The 22,850-nt window shown below is 31.5% G+C and carries 20 protein-coding genes; 9 read left to right on the forward strand and 11 right to left on the reverse strand.

Annotated features, from left to right (window positions below):
- Positions 1 to 17: 17 nt before the first annotated feature.
- The 3 genes from tig to clpX all read left to right on the forward strand — a co-directional run bounded on the left by tig (position 18) and on the right by clpX (position 3,408).
- The gene (gene tig, locus N534_RS0110115; RefSeq protein WP_028892379.1) at positions 18 to 1,340 is read left to right on the forward strand and encodes a trigger factor; all 1,323 of its coding nucleotides are present in this window, start codon (positions 18 to 20) and stop codon (positions 1,338 to 1,340) included.
- A 126-nt stretch (positions 1,341 to 1,466) separates the two neighbouring features.
- Entirely contained in the window at positions 1,467 to 2,126 is a 660-nt protein-coding gene (gene clpP, locus N534_RS0110120; protein WP_028892380.1) for an ATP-dependent Clp endopeptidase proteolytic subunit ClpP, read from the forward strand.
- A gap of 43 nt (positions 2,127 to 2,169) precedes the next feature.
- A complete protein-coding gene (gene clpX / locus N534_RS0110125) occupies positions 2,170 to 3,408 on the forward strand; it encodes an ATP-dependent Clp protease ATP-binding subunit ClpX (protein ID WP_028892381.1) in 1,239 nt (412 codons plus the stop codon).
- Between the two features lie 70 nt (positions 3,409 to 3,478).
- Here the strand turns inward: clpX and N534_RS0110130 are convergent, their stop codons facing one another.
- Positions 3,479 to 4,381 carry a leucine-rich repeat domain-containing protein gene (locus tag N534_RS0110130; RefSeq protein ID WP_028892382.1) on the reverse strand — a complete coding sequence of 301 codons (903 nt, stop codon included), beginning with the start codon at positions 4,379 to 4,381 and terminating at the stop codon, positions 3,479 to 3,481.
- Between the two features lie 108 nt (positions 4,382 to 4,489).
- Here N534_RS0110130 and dnaG point away from each other — a divergent pair, with 108 nt between their 5' ends.
- Entirely contained in the window at positions 4,490 to 6,499 is a 2,010-nt protein-coding gene (gene dnaG, locus N534_RS0110135; RefSeq protein WP_028892383.1) for a DNA primase, read from the forward strand.
- Between the two features lie 212 nt (positions 6,500 to 6,711).
- On the opposite strand, the gene nadE is transcribed toward dnaG, so the two are convergent.
- Positions 6,712 to 7,500, reverse strand: a complete 789-nt coding sequence (nadE, locus tag N534_RS0110145; protein WP_028892384.1) for an NAD(+) synthase — start codon at positions 7,498 to 7,500, stop codon at positions 6,712 to 6,714.
- Between the two features lie 92 nt (positions 7,501 to 7,592).
- Between nadE and gldB the strand changes: the two genes are divergently transcribed.
- Together gldB and gldC are read left to right on the forward strand one after the other, a co-directional pair.
- Positions 7,593 to 8,555: a gliding motility lipoprotein GldB gene (gene gldB, locus N534_RS0110150; RefSeq protein ID WP_028892385.1), complete on the forward strand. Its 963-nt coding sequence runs from the start codon at positions 7,593 to 7,595 to the stop codon at positions 8,553 to 8,555.
- On the forward strand, positions 8,555 to 8,893 hold the full coding sequence (gene gldC, locus N534_RS0110155; RefSeq protein ID WP_028892386.1) for a gliding motility protein GldC: 339 nt from the start codon (positions 8,555 to 8,557) through the stop codon (positions 8,891 to 8,893). The genes gldB and gldC overlap by 1 nt, the downstream gene beginning before the upstream one ends.
- Before the next feature lie 26 nt (positions 8,894 to 8,919).
- Here the strand turns inward: gldC and folK are convergent, their stop codons facing one another.
- The 6 genes from folK to N534_RS0110185 all read right to left on the reverse strand — a co-directional run bounded on the left by folK (position 8,920) and on the right by N534_RS0110185 (position 17,698).
- On the reverse strand, positions 8,920 to 10,050 hold the full coding sequence (gene folK, locus N534_RS0110160) for a 2-amino-4-hydroxy-6-hydroxymethyldihydropteridine diphosphokinase (RefSeq protein ID WP_028892387.1): 1,131 nt from the start codon (positions 10,048 to 10,050) through the stop codon (positions 8,920 to 8,922).
- Between the two features lie 292 nt (positions 10,051 to 10,342).
- Positions 10,343 to 12,583, reverse strand: a complete 2,241-nt coding sequence (locus N534_RS0110165) for a polyribonucleotide nucleotidyltransferase (RefSeq protein WP_028892388.1) — start codon at positions 12,581 to 12,583, stop codon at positions 10,343 to 10,345.
- Between the two features lie 187 nt (positions 12,584 to 12,770).
- Complete coding sequence (rpsO, locus tag N534_RS0110170; RefSeq protein ID WP_028892389.1) at positions 12,771 to 13,040, reverse strand: 30S ribosomal protein S15; 270 nt, start codon at positions 13,038 to 13,040, stop codon at positions 12,771 to 12,773.
- A 142-nt stretch (positions 13,041 to 13,182) separates the two neighbouring features.
- Positions 13,183 to 14,040 carry an acetyl-CoA carboxylase, carboxyltransferase subunit beta gene (gene accD / locus N534_RS0110175; RefSeq protein ID WP_028892390.1) on the reverse strand — a complete coding sequence of 286 codons (858 nt, stop codon included), beginning with the start codon at positions 14,038 to 14,040 and terminating at the stop codon, positions 13,183 to 13,185.
- 51 nt (positions 14,041 to 14,091) lie between these two features.
- Positions 14,092 to 15,150, reverse strand: coding sequence for a class II fructose-bisphosphate aldolase (gene fbaA, locus N534_RS0110180; protein WP_028892391.1), 1,059 nt, complete (start codon positions 15,148 to 15,150; stop codon positions 14,092 to 14,094).
- Between the two features lie 94 nt (positions 15,151 to 15,244).
- Positions 15,245 to 17,698, reverse strand: a complete 2,454-nt coding sequence (locus tag N534_RS0110185) for a BamA/TamA family outer membrane protein (protein ID WP_028892392.1) — start codon at positions 17,696 to 17,698, stop codon at positions 15,245 to 15,247.
- A 71-nt stretch (positions 17,699 to 17,769) separates the two neighbouring features.
- Between N534_RS0110185 and N534_RS0110190 the strand changes: the two genes are divergently transcribed.
- Positions 17,770 to 18,504 carry an RNA methyltransferase gene (locus N534_RS0110190; RefSeq protein WP_028892393.1) on the forward strand — a complete coding sequence of 245 codons (735 nt, stop codon included), beginning with the start codon at positions 17,770 to 17,772 and terminating at the stop codon, positions 18,502 to 18,504.
- On the opposite strand, the gene N534_RS0110195 is transcribed toward N534_RS0110190, so the two are convergent.
- From N534_RS0110195 to N534_RS0110205, 3 genes are all read right to left on the reverse strand, one after another.
- Complete coding sequence (locus N534_RS0110195) at positions 18,496 to 19,110, reverse strand: deoxynucleoside kinase (protein ID WP_028892394.1); 615 nt, start codon at positions 19,108 to 19,110, stop codon at positions 18,496 to 18,498. The genes N534_RS0110190 and N534_RS0110195 overlap by 9 nt on opposite strands.
- A gap of 91 nt (positions 19,111 to 19,201) precedes the next feature.
- Positions 19,202 to 19,882 carry a response regulator transcription factor gene (locus N534_RS0110200; protein ID WP_028892395.1) on the reverse strand — a complete coding sequence of 227 codons (681 nt, stop codon included), beginning with the start codon at positions 19,880 to 19,882 and terminating at the stop codon, positions 19,202 to 19,204.
- On the reverse strand, positions 19,875 to 21,473 hold the full coding sequence (locus tag N534_RS0110205; RefSeq protein WP_028892396.1) for a sensor histidine kinase KdpD: 1,599 nt from the start codon (positions 21,471 to 21,473) through the stop codon (positions 19,875 to 19,877). Before N534_RS0110205 ends, N534_RS0110200 begins: the two co-directional genes overlap by 8 nt.
- A 122-nt stretch (positions 21,474 to 21,595) precedes the next feature.
- Between N534_RS0110205 and N534_RS0110210 the strand changes: the two genes are divergently transcribed.
- Positions 21,596 to 21,940, forward strand: a complete 345-nt coding sequence (locus tag N534_RS0110210; RefSeq protein ID WP_028892397.1) for a hypothetical protein — start codon at positions 21,596 to 21,598, stop codon at positions 21,938 to 21,940.
- A gap of 12 nt (positions 21,941 to 21,952) precedes the next feature.
- Positions 21,953 to 22,789 (forward strand): GLPGLI family protein, encoded by an 837-nt coding sequence (locus tag N534_RS0110215; protein ID WP_028892398.1) that lies wholly within the window; start codon positions 21,953 to 21,955, stop codon positions 22,787 to 22,789.
- Positions 22,790 to 22,850 lie beyond the last annotated feature (61 nt).

Genomic DNA, 22,850 nt, shown 5'->3' on the forward strand with positions numbered 1-22,850 from the left:
AGAAACAGATTTTTAAGATGAATATAACAAAAGAAAACGTAGATGCATTAAATGCAGTTGTAAAAGTTGATATTGTTGCAGAAGATTATCAAGATAAAGTAACAAAAGTATTAAACGATTACCGTAAAACAGCTAACATTCCTGGATTCAGAAAAGGTAATGTACCAATGGGAATGGTAAAGAAGCAATACGGAAAATCAGTAATGATTGATGAGGTAAACAAGCTTTTACAAGAGTCGTTAAACAAATTCTTAGTTGAAGAGAAGTTAGATATCTTAGGTAACCCATTACCAAGAGTTCAAGAAGATTTCAATTGGGATGCTGATAAATTCTCTTTTGAATTCGAATTAGGATTAGCTCCAGAGTTCGACGTAAACTTACAACCAAAAGACAAAGTAACTCAATATAACATCGTTGCTACAGACGAGTTAATCGAAAAAGAAGTTGAAAACATTCAAACTCGTTACGGTAAAATGTCTGCTAAAGACGAAGCTACAGAAGAAACTAACGTTACTGGTACTTTCGTAAACGAAGAGAAAGAAATCAACAAAAAATCTACAATTTCTGTAAAAGATATTAAAGGAAAAACAAACTTAAAAAAGTTTGTAGGTGCTAAAGTTGGAGACGTTTTAGAATTAAAAACTAAAAATTTGTTTGAAGATGAGCACAAGTTACAAGGAGCTTTAGGTGTATCTCACGATGAGGTTCACGATTTAGATATTCCTGTAACATTTACTATTGAAGAAATTACTGAAATAGAGCCAGCAGAATTAGATCAAGAGTTATTTGATAAGTTATTCGCTGACGGAAGCGTAAAAACTGTAACTGATTTAAAAGATAAAATTAAAGAAGACGCAGAAAAGCAATTCCAACAACAAGCAGATCAACAATTGTTAAATGCAATTACTGAGAACTTAGTAGAGAATACTAAATTTGATTTACCAGTTGAATTCTTACAAAAGTGGTTACAAACTGCTGGAGAAAAAGAATTAACTGCTGAAGAAGCTGTTGAAGAATACAATAAGTCTGAAAAAGGATTACGTTACCAATTAATCGAAGGAAAGATTATGAAAGATAACGATATCAAGTTAGACTATGCTGAGTTAGTAGATTATGCTAAAGGGTTTATTAGAGCTCAAATGGCACAGTTTGGTAACATGAATCCAGAAGAAAAGGAATTAGAGGATATCGCAGGAAGAATCTTACAAAATCAAGACGAAGCTCGTCGTTTACAAGAGCAATTAATTTCTCAGAAATTATTAGCTTTTTATAAAGAAAACATGAGTTTTGATACTAAAGAAGTTTCTTTTGAAGATTTCATTAAAGAAGTATACAAATAACAGTTTATAACTGATGTAATAAGAAAAACCTGAATCTACATTCAGGTTTTTTTAGCCATAAACTGTAACAAAATACTAACGAAATTGTTCTTATATTTACATCATTATAACCTAAAAACATTTTAAATGGATTACGGAAAAGAGTTCGAAAAATACGCAACTAAGCACCACGGAATAAATAGTAACTACTACGGAAAAATAACAAGTAGCTTAACTCCATACATTATGGAAGAGCGTCAGATGAACATCACGCAAATGGATGTTTTCTCTCGTTTAATGATGGATAGAATTATCTTCTTAGGTACAGGAATTAACGATCAAGTAGCTAATGTAATTCAAGCACAATTGTTATTCTTAGAAAGTGTAGATGCTAATAAAGATATTTCAATTTATATTAATTCACCAGGTGGTGGAGTGTATGCAGGTTTAGGTATTTACGATACAATGCAATTTATTAAGCCAGATGTAGCTACAATTTGTACAGGTATGGCCGCTTCTATGGGAGCTGTGTTAATGTGTGCAGGAGAAAAAGGAAAGCGTTCAGCATTACCACATTCTCGTATCATGATTCACCAACCATTAGGAGGTGCGCAAGGACAAGCATCTGATATTGAAATTACAGCTCGTGAAATTTTAAAATTAAAAGATGAGTTGTATGAAATTATTGCAAAACACTCAGGTCAAACTGTAGAAAAAGTAAACCAAGATTCTGATAGAGATTATTGGATGAAAGCCGATGAAGCGAAAGCTTACGGTATGGTTGACGAAATTTTAACTAGAAAATAAATTAACAACTAATAGCTTTGGCTATTAGCAATAAGCTGATAAGATGTCGAAAGAAGAAAATTTACAATGTTCCTTTTGTGGTCGTAAAAAACCTGAAACCGATTTATTAATTGCAGGTTTAGATGCTCATATATGTGATAAATGTATAGAGCAGGCTCACGGAATTGTAGAAGAGGAAATAGCAGAACTTAAAACAAGTGATTTATCAAAAGACTTAACTTTAAAAAAGCCTAAAGAAATTAAAGCTTTTTTAGATGAGTATATTATTGGTCAAGATGAAACCAAAAAAGCAATGTCTGTAGCAGTATACAATCACTACAAAAGATTATTGCAAACTAGAGGAGATGAAGACGAAGTAGAAATTGAAAAGTCTAATATTGTTTTAGTTGGTGAAACGGGTACAGGTAAAACATTAGTAGCACGTACTATTGCAAAAATGTTAAACGTGCCGTTTTCTATTGTAGATGCTACTGTTTTAACACAAGCAGGTTATGTAGGGGAAGATGTAGAGAGTATTTTGAGTCGTTTGTTACAAGCAGCTGATTATGATGTTGAAAAAGCAGAAAGAGGTATTGTGTTTATTGATGAAATAGACAAGATTGCTCGTAAGGGCGATAATCCGTCTATTACACGTGATGTTTCTGGTGAAGGAGTGCAACAAGCATTATTGAAGTTGTTAGAAGGAGCGGTGGTAAATGTAGCTCCTAAAGGAGGAAGAAAACATCCAGAACAAAAGTTTATTGAAGTAAATACCAAAGATATTTTATTTATTGCAGGAGGAGCTTTTTCTGGAATTGATAGAATTATAAGCAAGCGTTTAAACATGCAAGCTGTAGGATATAGTGCTTCGGTTGAAGAGGATAAAATAGATCAAGACAACTTGTTACAATACATTACTCCTTTAGATTTAAAATCTTTCGGTTTAATACCTGAAATCATTGGTCGTTTACCTGTATTAAGTTACATGAATCCGTTAGATGCTCAAACATTAAGAGCTATTTTAACTGAGCCTAAAAATTCAATAGTAAAGCAATACACTAAATTGTTTGCTATGGATGAGGTTGAGTTTGCAATGACCGAAGAAGCATTACAGTTTATTGTTAATAAGGCAGTAGAGTATAAGTTAGGGGCACGCGGTTTACGTTCTTTATGTGAAGCAATTTTAACTGACGCAATGTTCGAGATACCAAGTTCTGATGAAAAAGAATTTAGTGTAACTAAAGAATATGCTGAAGCGAAATTAACTAAATCAGCATTAAAAAAATTAAAAGCAGCTTCATAAGTAAAAAACATATTCATAAAAAAAGCCATCAAGAATTTGATGGCTTTTTTTATGCTTTTTAATGAATTAACTATTCTGTTTTGTGAAGTTTACTATGTTGTTGTATCCACTTGGTAATTTCTTCACCTTTAATGTCGTATTTATACATTAAATCTTCTTTAACCTTTTTAAGGTGAGCTTTATCTAATACATTTTTTTCATATTCAGAAACAACCAATTGTATAAAGCTTTCTGCGTATTTTTTTACAGGTTTTTCAGCTGTTTTAGGTTTTTCTTCAACTTTTTTAGTAGTTTTTTTCTGTTCTATAACCATAGTGTCTGTATCTGCCACTTTACCATTGCTAGTAGCATAGGTTGTTTTGTCGTCTTTATACCAACCTGCAGGAATATTAGCTAATTGAGCTTCACTAACAACAATAGTTTTAATATTGTTACCAGTAACGTCCATATTTATAAGATTAGGACAGCTAGATACATCTAACGTAGTTAATTTGTTATAACTAGCATATAAGCTTTCAAGATTAGAATTTTCACCAAGAATTAACGAACTCATGTTGTTGCTATCACAACTTATATAGGTCAAATTAGGATTGTTACTAACATCTAAACGCTCAATTTTATTCTGAGTACAGTTTAAAAAACTTATAGAAGAACTTCGAGATAAGTCTATTTTAGTAATTTCGTTATCGTAACAATCTAAACGTTTTAAGTTAGGGAAGCTCTCTAAACCAGTTAAGTTTTTAATTTTTGAATATACATTAGGTAAATCCTTGTTTGTAACAGGATTGTCAATGTTTAAGTTAGTAACATACTCAGCATCACTAATGGTAATACTTCCGTTTAAACCGTTAGAGTCAATTTTTAAATCAACCAAACATTCTTCTAAACCGATGTCAGGAATTCGAATAGTTTCTTGTGAAAATGTATTGTAAGATAAAAGTAATGCTAAACTAAAGGGGATAATTGTTTTCATTAATAAGGGGGAATTTTTTGTCAAAATTATATATTTATATGTTTTTAGCAAATTTAATTTAAGAAGAGTTGTCTTATCTATATATTTGTTTGCTCTATTTTATAGTGTATGATAACCCAACAAACCATTGATAAAGTTTTTGAAACCGCCCGAGTAGAAGAGGTGATAGGAGAGTTTGTGCAGTTAAAAAAAGCAGGAAGTAACTTTAAAGGGTTAAGTCCGTTTACTGATGAACGCACCCCATCTTTTATGGTGTCGCCTGTAAAACAAATTTGGAAAGACTTTAGTACAGGTAAAGGAGGGAATGCCATTTCTTTTTTAATGGAACATGAGCATTATACCTATCCTGAAGCTATACGTTGGTTGGCAAATAAATACAATATTGAAATTGAAGAAACCGAGCAATCTGATGAACAAAAAGAGCAGATGAACGAACGAGAAAGTATGTTTTTGGTATCAAAATTTGCCAAAGATTACTTTCACGATGTGTTAATGAATACACAAAATGGTAGAGCTATAGGGCTGTCGTATTTTAAAGAACGTGGTTTTAGAGAAGATACCATAGAAAAATTCGACTTAGGATATTGTAAAGATGAGTGGGATAACTTTACCAAAGCTGCTTTAGATAAAGGTTTCGATTTAAAATATTTAAAATCTACTGGATTAACTATTGTTAAAGAAGGTGGAGCAGAAGATAGAAAATTTGACCGATTTAAAGGACGTGTGATGTTCCCAATCCATAGTATGTCGGGACGAATTTTAGGTTTTGGAGGAAGGATTCTTACGAACGATAAAAAAGCAGCAAAATACCTGAATTCACCAGAGAGTGAAATTTATCATAAGAGTAAAATTCTTTACGGATTATATCAAGCTAAAAAAGAAATTGCTAAAGAAGATAATTGTTTTTTAGTGGAAGGATATACCGATGTAATTTCATTCCACCAATCAGGAATAGAAAATGTAGTAGCTTCATCAGGTACAGCATTAACTCCCGATCAAATTCGATTGGTAAACCGATTAACTAAAAATATTACAGTACTTTTTGATGGAGATGCAGCGGGAATCAGAGCATCACTTCGTGGAATTGATTTAATTTTAGAGCAAGGAATGAATGTGAAAGTGGTTACTTTTCCGGAAGGAGAAGATCCTGATAGCTTTGCAAAAGCACATTCTAATGCTGAATTAAAAGAGTATTTAACACAAAAGTCTCAAGATTTTATAGAGTTCAAAGTTTCTTTATTAATGAAAGAAGCGGCGAATGATCCTGTAAAAAAAGCAGGTTTAATTCGCGATATTGTAACGAGTATTTCTAAGATTCCAGACGGAATTCAAAGAGAGGTTTATGTACAAGAGTGTGCTCGTATTATGGATATTTCTGAACAGGTTTTATTTAGTGAATTGGCTCAATTATTAAAAAAAGGAGCTGCAGCTGCTCAAAAAAGTAGTTTAAGGTCAGATTCAAATCAGCCGCCTCCAGAGTATATGTATGAACAAGATCAACCTGTAATGGGGCTTGTAAAAGGAGGTAAAGGAAAGTTACAGCAAAGTATCGATCAGCTAAATATTCTAGAAAAAGAAATTATAAGAATTTTGCTGTTATATGGGAATGAAATTGTTGATTTTGTCAACTGGGTAGATGCAGTAGATGAAAGAGGGCGACCTGTACTGGAAAAAGAAGAATATCAAAATACTGTTTCTAACGAGTTGTATTTGAATTTGCAAGAAGACGAAATAGAATTTACCAATGAAATTTTTAGATTAACTTATTTTGAATTAATTCATCAATTAAATCAAGATGAAAAAATAAGTGTAGATTATTTGGTTATGCATGAAAATCCTCAAATATCAAGTTTGGTAACCAATATTTTGATGGATGAGGAAAAATATAACTTAAGTGATTGGGAGCGTAAAGAGGTTTTTGTAACTGAAACGATAAAAATCCTTCCTAAACTAGTTACAGATGCAGTTTTAAATTTACGTAGGGTTTTAATTGAAGAAAAAATAAAGGAGATAATGCATGAAAGTAAAGAGCAAAGTGTAACTCCTGATCTGGAAGAAATAGCTAATTATACAGGGTTAAAAAAACGACTTTTCGAAAAATTAAACCGCGTTATTTAAGATTAAGAAATTGCTAAAAAATTAGAATTTTAAGGTTCTTAACATTTTTTTTGTAAATTTACTTGCGAAAAGAACAAGAAATAAAAAAAATGAGAAAGTTACTGCAAATTCTAGAGTTGCTAAGGTTGCTTATTATACTGCCTTTCAATATATCAAATGGACAAAAAAAACACGCTTATCAAAAGATTAAGCGACAAATGATGTCTGTTAATCTACTTTAATTCTTCAGGGATTTCACAAATAGGAATAGGAACCATTTTATGCTGATTAATTCGGTTAAGACGCGTGTATATTTTATATACTTCTAACTCTCTATCGGAAAAATCATTAACTGTTTTTCCTGCGTCTTGCATTTTCATGGCCCATTCTAACTCATCATAAGAAGCTCCAATTTGATCTTCATCAGTTCTGCTGTCGCCAAATAAACCATCAGTTGGTTGTGCTTTTTGAATAGAAGCAGGTACACCTAAATAAGCTGCCAATTCATATACTTCTGATTTTACCAAATCAGCAATTGGACTTAAATCAACCCCACCGTCACCGTATTTAGTAAAAAATCCTACACCAAAATCTTCTACTTTATTTCCTGTTCCAGCTACTAAAAAACCGTGTAAACCAGCGAAATAATATAGAGTGGTCATTCGTAAACGAGCACGAGTATTGGCTAAAGCTAAATCAACTTTAGGGGAAGATTCAATTTGAGGAACTACAGTCTTAAAATCTTCAAATGTAGAGGTTAGGTTTACCTCCACTTCACTCACGTTTGTGTAACGTTCACGTAATTGCTTAATGTGTTCATTTCCTCTGCTTACTTGACTTTCAGCTTGGTGAATTGGTAATTCTACACATAAAGTAGGTAAGCCAGTTTTAGCACATAAAGTTGAGGTAACAGCACTATCAATTCCACCAGAAATGCCAACAACAAAGCCATTCACTTTAGCATTTGTAGCATATTCTTTCAACCAGTTTATGATGTGTTCTGCAACTTTAGGAGTGTTCATTTTTGAGATATTTTAAGAGTTTATCAGTAACGGATAAAAACTAATTTAGTAATTTCGACGTTATAATTTAGAACGTAAATATACTAAAGTTCATGAGAAAAATTTTAGCGTTGGTTACCTTAATTCTGATAGGGTTTTCATGTAAAAATGAAGAAAGTAATAAATTAAGTGTTGATGTGTCGAATATTGAAGCTAATGTAGAAATAGAGCGTTTCGATATCGATTTTTACAATACAAAACCTAGTGAACTTTCTAAGACAAAAGAAAAATATCCGATGTTTTTTCCTCCACAACCTGATAGTGTTTGGGTGAACAAGATTAATAATAAAGACGAACGAGAGTTATTTGCTGAAACTCAAAAGGTTTTTCCTGATATAGAAGAAGAAAAAGGGCAATTAATATCTCTTTTTAAGCATGTTAAATATTACAATCCAAGATTTGTAAGTCCTAAAGTGATTACTATGCTAACAAATATTGATTACAACAATCGAATAGTATATACTGATAGTTTATTGTTGATTTCTTTAGATTCTTACTTAGGAAAAGAACATGAGTTTTATAATGATTATCCAGCTTATGTAAAACAAAATAATACGAAAGAACACATCGTAGTAGATGTAGCTAAAGCTATTGTAGGTAAGCAAATGTTACCTAGTATGGCTAGGAGTTTTATTGATAAAATGATTTATAGAGGAAAGAAAATGTATTTGCTTGATGCTTATTTACCAAATACATTAGATGCCTTAAAAATTGGTTACTCACAAATAAAATTAGATTGGGCAGAGAGGAATGAAGAACAAATATGGATGTATTTTGTAGAAAAAGATTTGTTGTACAGTACAAGTAAAGATGTTGATAAACGCTTTTTAGATTTAGCTCCTTTTTCTAAGTTTTATATGGAAGAAGATAGTCAATCACCAGGAAGAATAGGAGAGTGGATTGGTTGGCAAATCGTACGTTCGTATATGCAAAAGAATGATGTATCTTTGCATCAATTATTACAAACAAGTGAAGATGAAATCTTCAAAAAATCAGGATACAAACCAAAGAGATAATGGCGGTTAAACATACATCAAAAATAACATTTAAAGTAGGATTAGACGATAATAGAATTCCAGAAGAAATTACTTGGAACGCAGAAGATGGAGGTATTAAAGACGAAGCTTCAAAAGCAATTATGCTATCTGTTTGGGATCATAAACAAAAAGATACGTTACGTATGGATTTATGGACCAAAGATATGCCTGTAGATGAAATGAAGCAGTTTTTTCATCAAACCTTAGTGTCTATGGCAAATTCATTTGAAAGAGCTACAAACGACGAAAAAATGAGTGCTACTATGCGCGATTTTTGCGATTACTTTGCTGAAAAGTTAGAGTTAATTAAGAAATAAAAAAGCAGCTTTAAAAGCTGCTTTTTTTATGCATTGTAATTTTTTATTTTATTGATGATAGTTTCATAATCATCAAAATTATTTACAAAATTTAATTCAGAAACATCAATGATTAAAATATTTAAATCAGGCTGTGTTTTGATGAAATTGCTATAACCGTCATGAATTTTTTGTAAGTAACTTGCTTCTATGTTTTGTTCGTAATCACGTCCACGCTTTTTAATGTTTTCTAATAAACGCTCAGTATTTTGATATAAGTACACATATAAATCGGGCTTAGTGATTTCTTTGTACATTAAATCGAACATTTTTCTATACAATTTATATTCATCACTATGCAAAGTAACCTGTGCAAAAATGAGCGATTTAAAAATATAATAATCAGAAACAATAAAGTTTTTAAACAAATCAAATTGCGCTAAATCATCAGAAAGTTGTTGGTATCTATCTGCTAAAAAACTCATTTCTAAAGGGAAGGCAAAACGTTCATTATCATTGTAAAACTTTGGTAGAAAAGGATTGTCTGCAAAACGTTCTAACACAATTTTAGCGTTAAATTCATCAGACATCATGTTGGCTAATGATGTTTTACCAGCACCAATGTTTCCTTCTATAGCAATGTAGTTATACTTTTCAGTAATAGGAATTGGTCGCTCAAGCTTCACGTCTAGCTTTGTGATTTCCGAAGTGTCAGAACAATTTTCTAAACAGATATATAAATGTTTTTTCTCTATTGGGTGAATGACATTACGAGCAATTTCAACCAAAGGAACTAAGGCAAATTTACGCTCTAACATTCTAGGATGCGGAACTATTAAAGTTTTTGAAAAGATAATTTCATCATCAAATAATAAAATATCTAAATCAATCAATCTATCAGAATATCCATCAGTGTCTTTTCTTGTTCTCCCTAATTCTTTTTCAATAGAAAGAAGTCTTAAAATTAATTGTTCAGGTGGTAAATACGTTGAAACCTTTATACAAGTATTATAAAAATTGTTACTGTTAAAACCCCAAGAAGCTGTTTCGTATACAGAAGCTACTTTTAAAACTGCACCAATTTTATCCGCAATTAAATTAATTGCTTGTTGAATGTTTGTAAGCTTGTCCCCTTGATTGGTTCCTATAGAAATGTATGTGATTCGTTGTATTTTCATGAGTAGAATGCAAAGAAAAATAAAACTTAAATAAGAAGTGCTAAAAAAATGGCTTTTTATTTAAATATTTTTTTCAAAAAAAGGTAGGGTGTTTTTGTGTTTAACTGTTTTATTATTGGATTTCTTTATAGAGTAAGATTTTTATATGATTATTGGGGAATGATCTAGAACAACTCTAAGTTAAAAGGCTGCCGTTATGGTAGCCTTTTTTTATTGGAAACTTTAATAGAGGTGTATTAAAACAAAAAGGTAACCAATTTGGTTACCTTTTTGTTTTATATAGAAAAGAATATTATGATTCTTTTTTCTCTTCTCTAGGTCTTCTATCATCACGACGGTTATCGCGGTTGCGATTGTCACGACCTCCTCTGTTATCTTTGTTATTGTCTCTAGGTGGTCTAGCAACGTAACCTTCTGGTTTAGGTAATATCGCTTTACGAGATACTTTCTCCTTGCGAGTTTTAGGATCAATTCCAAAGTATTTTACATCAATAATATCACCAATGTTTACTACATCAGTTACATTGTTTGTACGTTCCCAAGCTAACTCACTAACGTGTAATAATACTTCGTTTCCTGGAGCTTCAGTATATTCAACTACCGCACCAAAATCTAAGATTTTAATCACTTTTACTTCGTAAATAGAACCTTTTTCAGGTTTAAACATCATAGACTCAATACGAGCTATAACTTTATCTATACCTTCTTGGTTTGTTCCTAAAATTTCAACGATTCCTTCTTCAGTAACAGGATCTTCATTAATTACAATTGTAGTTTCTGTTTCTTTTTGTAACTCTTGAATGTGTTTTCCTTGTGGTCCGATAAACGCACCAATTAAATCGTTAGGAATAACTCTGTTCACCATTTTAGGAGCATGCGGCTTCACATCTGCATTTGGAGTGGCAATAGTATCAGTTAATTTCTCTAAAATATGTAAACGACCATCACGAGCTTGTTTTAATGCTTTTACTAAGATTTCATAAGATAATCCTTTAATCTTAATATCCATTTGACAAGCAGTAATACCATCAGCAGTACCAGTTACTTTAAAGTCCATATCACCTAAGTGATCTTCATCACCTAAAATATCAGATAATACAGCATAACGATCACCATCAGAAATTAATCCCATTGCAATACCTGAAACTGGTTTTTTCATTTGAACACCAGCATCCATTAATGCCATAGTACCAGAACAAACAGTAGCCATTGAAGAAGAACCGTTAGATTCTAATACTTCAGAAACCACACGTACTGTGTAAGGACAATCTGCAGGAATCATTCCTTTTAAAGCTCTTTGAGCTAAGTTTCCGTGACCAATTTCACGACGAGAAGTTCCTCTTAAAGGACGTGCTTCACCAGTTGAAAAAGGAGGGAAGTTATAGTGTAAGTAGAATTTTTCTTCACCTTGTAATGTTGGAGAATCTACCATATTAGCATCTCTAGAGGTACCTAAAGTAACAGTAGCTAATGCCTGAGTTTCTCCACGTGTAAAGATTGATGAACCGTGAGTTCTTGGTAAATAATCAACCTCACACCAAATTGGTCTAATATCAGTAGTTGTACGTCCGTCTAAACGTAAACCTTCATTTAAAGTTAAGTCTCTAACAGCTGCTTTATGTGCTTTACCAAAGTATTTTCCTACTAAATCTCCATACTCCTCTAATTCTTCTTCGGTAAACATTGCGATAACTTCATCTTTTACTTCAGAAAAAGCTAAACCTCTTTCTTGTTTAGAAGTTCCTTTTTTAGCAATATCGTAACATTTTTGGTAAGTAGCTTCGTGAATTTTAGCAGCTAACTCTTCATTTTCAGCTTCTCCTTCATACTCACGAGTTTCTTTTTTACCAAATGCTTCAGCTAAAGCTACCTGAGCATCACACTGCACTTTAATAGCTTCGTGTGCTACACGGATTGCTTCTGCCATTTCTTCTTCAGAAACTTCATCCATTTCACCTTCAACCATGGCAACAAAGTCGTTAGAAGCTCCAACCATTAGGTCGATGTCAGCTTCTGCTAATTGAGTAGCACTTGGATTGATAATGAACTCACCGTTAATACGTGCAACACGTACTTCAGAAATAGGAGCTTCAAAAGGAATGTCTGATAACTGAATCGCTGCTGATGCTGCTAAACCAGCTAAGGCATCTGGCATAACTTCTTCGTCATGAGACATTAATTGAATCATCACTTGGGTTTCTGCATGATAATCTTTTGGGAATAGTGGACGTAATACACGGTCTACTAAACGCATTGTTAAAATTTCTTCGTTTGAAGGGCGTGCCTCACGCTTCATAAATCCACCAGGGTAACGACCCGCAGCGGCAAATTTTTCACGGTAATCTACCGTTAATGGTAAAAAGTCAATACCTGGGTTTGCAGTTCTTGCTGATACAACTGTTGCTAATAACATTGTATCTCCCATTCTTACAACAACAGAACCATCTGCTTGTTTTGCTAATTTTCCTGTTTCTAATGTGATGGTTCTTCCATCTCCAAGCTCTATTACTTGGTTAAATACTTTTGGAATCATAAATTAATTCTTCTAAATTTTAATTCGTTTTTGTTTGTTGTTGTGTTGTTGTTGTTCCAATGGAAAATCAAAATTGTTGTTAATAATTTTGAACTTTTTATATATAAATTTCTGTTTGTTAGTCAGAAATACTTTTTGATGTAAAATAAAAAAGAGGCACGTTTATAGAGCCTCTTTTTTTGTAGAATTATTTTCTAATTCCTAATTCTTTAATAATCGCACGATATCTGTTAATCTCTTTTTTCTTTAGATAATCTAACAAACTTCTACGCTTACCTACCATTTTAACTAATGAACGCTCAGTGTTAAAATCTTTACGATTTCTTTTTAAGTGCTCAGTTAAGTGGTTAATTCTGTGCGTAAATAACGCGATTTGTCCTTCTGCAGTACCAGTATCATTTGCTCCTTTACCGTGTTTTGCGAAGATTTGTTCTTTAACTTCTTTTGTTAAATACATGCCAATATTATTTAAATGATTATTATGTACTCAATGCTATTACATTGAAGTTGCAAATGTACAATTATTTTTTGAATGAAAACTATTCATGTATATTGAAAATGACAGAAAACAAAAAAGCTAGCAAACGCTAGCTTTTTTGTTATGCTCTTACAGGTTGGTTTTGTATTAAATCTAAATATAAATTTACCTGTTTTTTTAAGTCTTTTCTTTCGTAGATAGCGTCTAAGAAACCGTGTTCTAATAAAAATTCTGAACGTTGGAAGCCTTCAGGTAAATCTTTACCCGTAGTATCTTTTACTACACGAGGTCCTGCAAATCCAATTAAGGCATTTGGTTCAGCAATATTGATGTCTCCCAACATTGCAAAAGAAGCTGTTGTTCCTCCTGTAGTAGGATCTGTACATAATGAAATGTACGGGATCTTAGCTTCTGCTAATTGAGCTAGCTTTACAGAAGTTTTTGCTAATTGCATTAAAGAAATTAATGCTTCTTGCATACGTGCTCCTCCTGATTTTGAAATCATTAAGAAAGGAATTTTGTGTTCAAGTGAATAATCAATAGCGCGTGCTATTTTTTCACCTACAACACTACCCATTGAACCACCAATGAAAGAGAAGTCCATTGCAGCAATTACTAAGTCTTTCCCGTTTGATTTACCAACAGCAGCACGTGCAGCATCTTTTAAACCTGTTTTCTTCTGAGCTGCTTTTAATTTTTCAGGATACTTTTTAGTGTCCTCGAATTTTAAAGGATCTTTAGCTGATAATTTTGGTGCTATTTCTGTGAACTCATTATCATCAAAAAATATTTCAAAATATTCTTTACTTCCTACACGTACATGGTATCCATCTTCTGGACTTACATATAGGTTCTTTTTAAGTTCATCTGTGTCAATTATCTTTCCACTTGGGGTTTTATACCACAAACCCTTTGGTGTGTCTTTCTTTTCTTCTGTTGGGGTTTGAATCCCTTTGTCTGTACGTTTAAACCAAGCCATAATTTAGTTTTTTAATCTTTAGTTGTTTGGTTTTTCTTTTTCCAAAGAATTTTATAATGTATTTACATTATTTAAATCTTCAAAAGCCTGCTTTAATCTAGCTTTAAAAGTTTGTTCTCCTTCACGTAACCATTTACGAGGGTCGTAATGTTTTTTGTTAGGAACATCATCTCCTTCAGGGTTACCGATTTGAGACTGCAAATATGCAGATTTTTCTTTCATATAATCACGAACACCTTCGGTGAACGCATATTGTAAATCAGTATCGATATTCATTTTTATAACTCCATATCCGATAGCTTCACGAATTTCTTCTAAAGTAGAACCTGATCCTCCGTGGAATACAAAGTCGATTGTATTGTGAGGAACGTTATACTTTTCTGAAATATACTCTTGAGAGTTCTTTAAGATTTTTGGAGTTAGTTTTACGTTTCCTGGTTTGTAAACTCCGTGCACATTTCCAAAAGCAGCAGCAATAGTAAATTGTGGGCTTACTTTCATTAATTCTTCATAAGCGTAAGCTACTTCTTCAGGTTGTGTGTATAATTTAGATACATCTACATCAGAATTATCAACTCCGTCTTCTTCACCACCAGTAATTCCTAATTCAATTTCTAAAGTCATTCCCATTTTACTCATTCGTGCAAGGTACTCTTTACAAATTTCGATGTTTTCTTCTAAAGGTTCTTCACTTAAATCAATCATGTGAGAACTGTATAAAGGTTTTCCTGTTTCTTTATAAAATTGCTCACTAGCATCTAATAAACCATCAATCCAAGGTAATAATTTTTTAGCAGCGTGATCGGTATGTAAAATAACAGGAATTCCGTATGCTTCTGCTAATAAATGTATATGTTTTGCACCTGCTACAGCACCTGCAATAGCAGCTTTTTCGTTTTCGTTTGATAAGCCTTTACCTGCATTGAATTGAGCACCTCCGTTAGAGAACTGAATGATTACAGGTGAGTTAAGTTCTTTAGCTGTTTCTAAAACAGTATTAATTGTGTTAGATCCTACAACATTAACAGCTGGTAGCGCAAAGTTTTTTTTCTTTGCTAATTCAAAAATTTCTTGAACTTCTTTTCCGGTGGCAACCCCAGGTTTAATCATCTTTTGTTTTTTATTAGTTGTGTGTTACAAAATTAGGGAACAAATCTACACTTTTTTTATAAGTTGCGATAAATTTTTGATAGAAAGTAGTTTGTTAAAAAGGGTAATTGATACCGATATTTAGTACTGAGTTAGTGAAATTAAAGTTTCTAAACCATCTATTACCAGTTAGGTAAGGTTCGTGTGCTTTGAAGCCTAAATCTAATCTAGCAATTAAAAATTTAAAGTCATAACGAAGCCCAAAACCAGCACCTACTGCAATATCTTCTATCGATTTAATTCCTTTAAATTTAGAAGGATCATCAACAAAACTAGAATTAGTAATGTCCCAAATATTTCCAGCATCAACAAACAAAGCTGATTTAAGAGAACCAAAGACATTAAAGCGGTATTCGAAACTAGTTAAAAACTTTAAACTTCCAATGTTATATTCTAACACAGGGCTTCTTGTACCAGGACCTAAATCATAGGTTCTCCAAGCTCTGATGTCATTAGAACCTCCAGCAAAGTAACTACGAGAGAAAGGAATGTCTGAATTGTCGTAAGTAAAAATAGCTCCAAGAAAAGTTCTGTGAGCAAGTACATTATTGTCTCCTAAATCCCAGTATTTTTTATATTCAATATCCGTTTTAAAATATTGTGCGATTGGAATTTTAAATACTGTTTTTTGATCCAAACTATTTTTACTTTTAGATAAAAGCCCCATAAAATTCCCAGAGTTAGCAATTCTAATTTTTAGGAATGAAAAGCTAGCATCTTTAACACTTTCTTGATTGTTATATGTATATCCATAAGCAATTTCAGGAATCAAAAAGTCAGAGGTTACAATATTATATCTGTTTGCAAGATTTAAAACGTTTTGAAATTCAATAGGGTTTGAAGCAGCAAAATTAGCATCTGTAATAACATCTGATACGAAACTTATTATTTCGTTAGAGTTGCTAGGTGTATTGTCAGGAAAAGTATATGAAGGGTTATAAATTTGAGCAACTTCAGCTAGTTTTTGATATTCTGAAACATAGATAGAAAAATAATTGTCTACATTTAAATTTCTAATGTATTGCGTGTTTAGTATTTCTAGTTGAATAGATTTTTTAGCATCATAATCCCACTTGTAATCTATTCCAACAGAGATGTTTTGTTTGTCTAAACCAATGTTTTTTTGAATCGCTATACCTGAATAGAATTTAGTTCTAGGAAACATTTTTTTAGGAACTAGTTTATGTAATCCGAAAGGAGCCATAAAACGAGGGACTTCTAAAGAAATGTCAGAACCTATTTCCCAACCAGGACCATTGTTTGAGTTAAAATAAGAACCAAAAGTTGAAAATTTAAAGATTTCTGCACCTTTAAAAGTATTCCTATTAGTTAAAGAGAATTTTAAAGAAACATCAAAATTACGAATATTTGAACGAGATAATTCAGATTCAAACCCTAAGGTATATTTTTCAATAGGAGTTAAAAAAATGTTAGCTTCTAGTTCATTTTCACTCAATTCATCATATCTAATAGAAGTAGCTTTAAAGTTTTTTAAACCTCTTAAATGTAATCGAGTTAAATTTCTGAGAGAATCACTATAAACAGTATTCGGTTTTATAAAGATAGATTGAGATAAATATTTAGGATTGTATTTTAATTTGCGAAGAGCATAAAAATCAATTCCGTGATAGTTTGTAGTATCTCTGTGTTTAGAATTACGTTTATTATAAGAGAAATCTGTATAAACATTAACTTTTTTAATTTTTTGAATTTGAAAAGGAATGGCTCTATCAGAGATGTTAATATCTACGTCTGCTTTTTCATAGTTTTTGAGCGTATCAACATCAAAGGAAATGTAATTTTCATTAAAATGGTAAATACCTTTGTTTCTAAATAGTTTAACTAATCGATTAGCTTCTTTTATAAAGTTGTTATCTTTATAATGATCTCCTGATTTTAAGTAGCTTTTATCTTTAGTCGATAGATATAGAGAGTCTAAAACAGGGGAAGTGATAAAAGTTTTAAGAGTATCTATAAGCGAAGGGTTTCCTTTGGTAATATGATAGCTAATTTCTCCTTTCTTTTTACCAATACTATCTTTTTTAGATGTAACTTTTGCTCTGAAATACCCCTCAGTTTGATAGTATGTTTTTAAGTTGTCTACTGTTCTTCGCGTTTTTTTATCGTCTATAATAACAGGAGCTTGCCCGCTAGTTAAAAACCAATTGTTGAAACCTATAAAAGTTTTAGCAACAGAAATACTTTGCTTTTCAGAAAAAACATCACTAATAAAATTATAGGTTTTTTGATGTTTTTTTCCCCATTCACTTGGTGTTTTTGGTGCTTCAGGATTTCCAAGATTGTAAAAATGTAACGATAAAGGCATTCCTAAAGCCTTAGCATTAGGACGTTGTATAAGTAATTCAGAAATGTTTTCACTCGAAGTTTTTACACTGTCAATATACACTGTGTTTTTTGCCAGTAATAATTCATTTTCTTTAACATATTTAATCGTGCTACACGAACTGAATAAGACTACTAATAAAAAGAAGAAAGAAAGTTTTTTCATTAACTTTACGCCTCGTATTAAGAATCAAAAATACTATTTTTTAGTGGTTTTAGAGTGTTAAAAATAATTTAATGAGCTTATCTAAAAACAACATAAAGTTAATAACTAGTTTACAACAAAAAAAGTATAGACAAAAGCACCAATTATTTGTGGCAGAAGGAGTGAAAGTGGTAAATGAGTTGTTAGCATCTTCATTAGAAGTTGAACACTTATTTTCTGTAGATACATCTTTTGAACCATTAAAAAAATGTGGTGTAACGTTAATTTCTGAAAACGAATTAAAAAAAATAAGTACACTTAAAAGCCCTAATAAAGTTTTAGGATTGTTTAAAATTCCAAAGGAAAAAAAAATCAATCAAGATAAATTTATGGTTGCTCTTGATGGAATTAATGATCCTGGAAATTTAGGAACCATTATTCGTTTATGTGATTGGTTTGGAATAACTGAATTAGTTTGTTCAAAAAATACAGCTGATTGTTACAATCAAAAAGTGGTGCAATCTACTATGGGATCTTTAACACGAGTGAATATTTCGTATGTAGATTTAGAAGATTTTCTGACAAACAGTAAACTTCCAGTTTTTACTGCTGATATGGACGGAGAAAATGTGTACACATCATCATTACCAGAAAAAGCAGTGTTGGTTATGGGGAACGAAGCTAACGGAATTTCACCTGAAATTGCTCAAATAGTAAAACACGCGTTAACCATTCCAAGATTTGGTGATTTGCAACAAACAGAGAGCCTAAATGTAGCCACAGCTACAGCAATTTTACTGAGTGAGTTTAAAAGAGGATTAAAATAATCCGTTTATCTGAGCATCGATTCTGTCGATTACATATCCTAAATCTTCTTGATTATCAACAAAATCTAAATTATCAACATCTATAATTAATAGTTTTCCTTTGTTGTATTGGCTAATCCAAGCTTCATAACGTTCATTTAATCTACTTAAATAGTCAATGCTAATAGAGTTTTCATATTCTCTACCTCGTTTATGTATTTGACCGACTAAGGTAGAAATATCTGCACGTAAATAAATTAACAAATCAGGAGGAGTTACCAAGTTCTCCATTAACTCAAATAACGAAGAATAGTTACTAAAATCTCTATTGGTCATAAGCCCCATTGCATGTAAGTTTGGAGCAAAAATATGAGCATCTTCGTAAATAGTTCTATCCTGAATTATTTTCTTACCTGACTTGCGTAGCTCTAAAACTTGACGAAAACGGCTATTTAAAAAGTATACTTGCAGGTTAAAAGACCAACGCTCCATTTCACCGTAGAAATCATCTAAGTAAGGGTTTTCATCAACTGATTCAAAATGAGGTTCCCAATTGTAGTGTTTTGCTAATAATTTGGTTAATGTGGTTTTTCCTGCGCCTATGTTTCCGGCAATTGCTACGTGCATAACTATTTGTGTAATAATGATTTTAATATTACTGGCAATGCCAGTTCAGGGGGAGGTAAAAGTACATAAAAAAAGGAATTAAGAAACAAGATTAACAAATCAATTTATAACCATAACCTCTTACGTTTATAATCTGAATGTTTTCGTCATGTTTTAACTTCTTTCGTAATTTAGAAATAAACACATCCATGCTACGTGCATTAAAAAAATCATCATCACCCCACAACTTTTTTAAAATAAAGGCTCTGTCTAAAATTTCATTTTTATTTTGAGATAGATGAAAAAGTAGTTCAGATTCTCTATGTGTGAGGTTTTTTATGTCGTTATTAAGTATTAATGTTTGTTTAGTGTGATTAAAGATATAGTTGCCAATATTTATGTTATTATGACTTTTTTTTAACTCAACTCTATTTAGTAAAGCATGAATGCGAACAATAAGCTCTTCCATAGAGAAAGGTTTTTTTAAATAATCATTGCCGCCGTGTTCAAAACCTTCTACAACATCTTTAGCTTGCGATTTTGCTGTTAAAAAAATAATGGGAATTTGCTTATTTTCTTGTCGGATTTCTTTGGCTAAGGTAAAACCATCTTTTCTAGGCATCATTACGTCCAAAACCAATATTTCAGGTGAATTGTTTTTGTATACCTCGTAAGCCTGCTCACCATTAAGTACATGAAAAACCTCAAAATTCCTGGTTTCTAAACTTTCTTTAACTATTTGTCCTAAACTTGGCTCGTCTTCGGCTAATAAAATTTTGATGATTTTATTCATAATTCAAAACAATTTTAAATAACGTATTAGTTAGTTTTGAGGCTAATGAAATTGTACCTCCATGTTTTTCAACAATCTTTTTGGTGTAGTACAAGCCAATCCCAAAACCTTTTACATCGTGAGTGTTTCCTTTAGGAATACGATAGAATTTGTCGAATATTTTTTCTTGTTGATGTTTGTCGATCCCTTTGCCGTTATCAGCTACTGCAATTTCAATAATGTTTAATACTTGATTTATATGTACTTCGATGATGTCTCCTCCATATTTAATGGCATTATCGAGCAGGTTTGAAATAGCATTTTCAAAATGAAAAGAATCTACATTGGTAATAATTTGAGACTTATTTGTAGAAAATTGAATTGTTTTTTCTGAATTGGTAAACTGATGTTTTTTAACGTTATTTTCTATCAGCTCCACCAAATTGATAGGCTCTTTTTTTAGAAGTAATTTTTCGCTGTTAAGGGTTGCTGTTTCTAATAATTTTTCAACCATTAAGTTTAGTTTTTCAACCTGAACAGATGAAATAGTGAGATATTTTTTCGTTTTTTCTATATCATTAATAGCGTTAAAATTACTAATGGCTTCTAGTGCAGTTGAAACTGTTGTTATAGGGGTTTTAAATTCGTGTGTAATATTGCTAATTAAGTCGTTTTTTATCTCTGCTAATTCTTTTTGTTGATTGATGATTTTTAGTAAATAAAACAAACTAGAGATTACTGCTAACGCTAATAATAATGATAGCAAAATACCAGTAGAACTCCTTTTTAAGGCAACATGAGTAGGGTTTTCATATTGTAATGATAATTTTTCTTCACTTTTCACATAGGTAGATTTAGCATTCATTTTTAAAGCAAGAACAGGCGAATTTTCCTTTTTTGATGAGTAAAAGAGTGTATCATGTTTAAAGTGATTGATATAAAACGGAGTAGAAATTCCCTTAATAAAGAGTTGTTTTTTTATAAGTGAATCTAATTTGTTATGATTTAAAGAATTGTCTTGAACAGAAATAAAAATGGTTTGTAATCCTTTAATTAATTTTAAGCTATCAGCAATTTTATCTTCGTTAGAATTAAAAACTTTTATTTCTTTAATATGGTTGGGAGAATTAAAATTAAGACTTGATTTTATATCTAGGTTAGATTGGGTTATCTGTTTGATTTTAAATTCAAGTTTTGAAGAGTCTATTTTTTTGTGATGTTTTTTTATACCATTAGTAATTTGTTGAGTAAAAATAGAATCCATTTCTTTAAATTCCTGATTACTATCGGTGCTAAAACTCAACGAAGTTATATTGACTTTTGATTTATGGTTAGAGGAATCCCTGTTGTTATTTAAATTAGAAAAAATAGAACTCCAAGCATTTGTTTTTTTTGGTAAACTATCTGAAGAGGAAAAAGTAAAAAACCTTTTCTTAGTTAAATCTGTATAATAAATTTCAATGGCATCATCTAAACTTTGCTGAATTTCATTTACAATCCGTTGTTTGTTTTCTCGGTAGTTCTTATAGTTCCAATAAAACTGAATAGTAATAGTAGCAACAATGGTAATACTGATTAAGTATAAAATCCAATGATGTTTTTTCGTGTTCATACTTCAAAGATATAATCTAATGTTGAATAAAAAATACCGGTTAACACTCGTTAACACTCATTAACTCAAAAAGATGTTAGAGCAAACCATATTTGTAGTGTTGAACGAAAAAAAATATAAAAATGAAAAAAATTAGTACAATTCTGTTTTTACTTATTAGTGGTTTGCTTTATTCACAAAGTGAGGCTCCTACAACTACAATAAAAGAAAGTAAAATTACTTCACTGGTTTATTCAGTTGATTCTGTAGAGGAATTAAAAACTATTAATTGGGATGATGTTAAAGAGATTTTTAATAGAAATGAAAATAAGGATGAAAGCATAGTTCTTGGGTTTAAAGTGAAAAGTGACACAAATGATTCAGAGCCAAAATTCAAACATAGTGTTGAGGTTAAAGGTAAAATGTCTGATTTGGACGGAACAATCAAAATCACAAGAAAAATGATTAAAGTAATTGAAAAACTATAAAACGTTAAAAAAATGAAAAGTACAATAATATTATTAACATTCTTATTTAGTGTTGGAGGGTATACACAAAATTTTACAGGAAAAGCAACTTATAAAACGCATCGAAAAATGGATTTTAAGATAGATGATGGTAAAGGGGCTCCGAATGCTGATATGCAAAAGCAATTACAAGCTCAGTTAATGAAACAGTTTCAAAAAACGTATACGTTAAACTTTAACAAATCAGAATCTGTTTATACACAAAACGAAGAGTTGTCTTCGCCACAAGTTCAAACAGGAGGGATGCAAATCCAAATCATGGGAAGTGGTGGAGGAACCGATGTTTTATATAAAAATATAGTAGATAGACGCTATGTAAATAAAACAGAAATAAGTGGGAAACGTTTTTTAATTAAAGATGTTTTACAAGATTATGGGTGGGAAACTACAGGAGAAACCAAAAATATTAGCGATTATACTTGTTATAAAGCAACAAGAAAGAGAGAAGAAGAAAGAACGTCTTTTTCGATGACTGATGGAGAAAAAGAAGAGAAAAAAGAAACCGTAACAATTGAAACGGTTGCTTGGTATACACCACAAGTTCCTATAAGTAATGGTCCAGAAGAGTTTTGGGGATTGCCTGGATTAATTTTAGAAGTACAAGATGGAAACCTTACTATAGTTTGTTCAGAAATTGTGTTAAATCCGTCAGATAAAATTGAAATAGAAGAACCTAAAAAAGGAAAAAAAGTAACTCAAGAAGAGTTTGATAAGATTATGGATGATCATTCAAAAGAAATAATGGAACGTTTTAAAAACAAACGAAAAAGTAAGGATGGGAATTCTTTCAGTATAGAAATCAGAGGATAATACAGGTGTTTTAAACTTTTATGTTTTTTAAGAGTCTAACTGTTATCTGTTAATGAGTTAT

The organism is Tenacibaculum sp. 47A_GOM-205m (assembly GCF_000518405.1).
In the GTDB taxonomy this organism is placed as follows: domain Bacteria; phylum Bacteroidota; class Bacteroidia; order Flavobacteriales; family Flavobacteriaceae; genus Polaribacter; species Polaribacter lutimaris.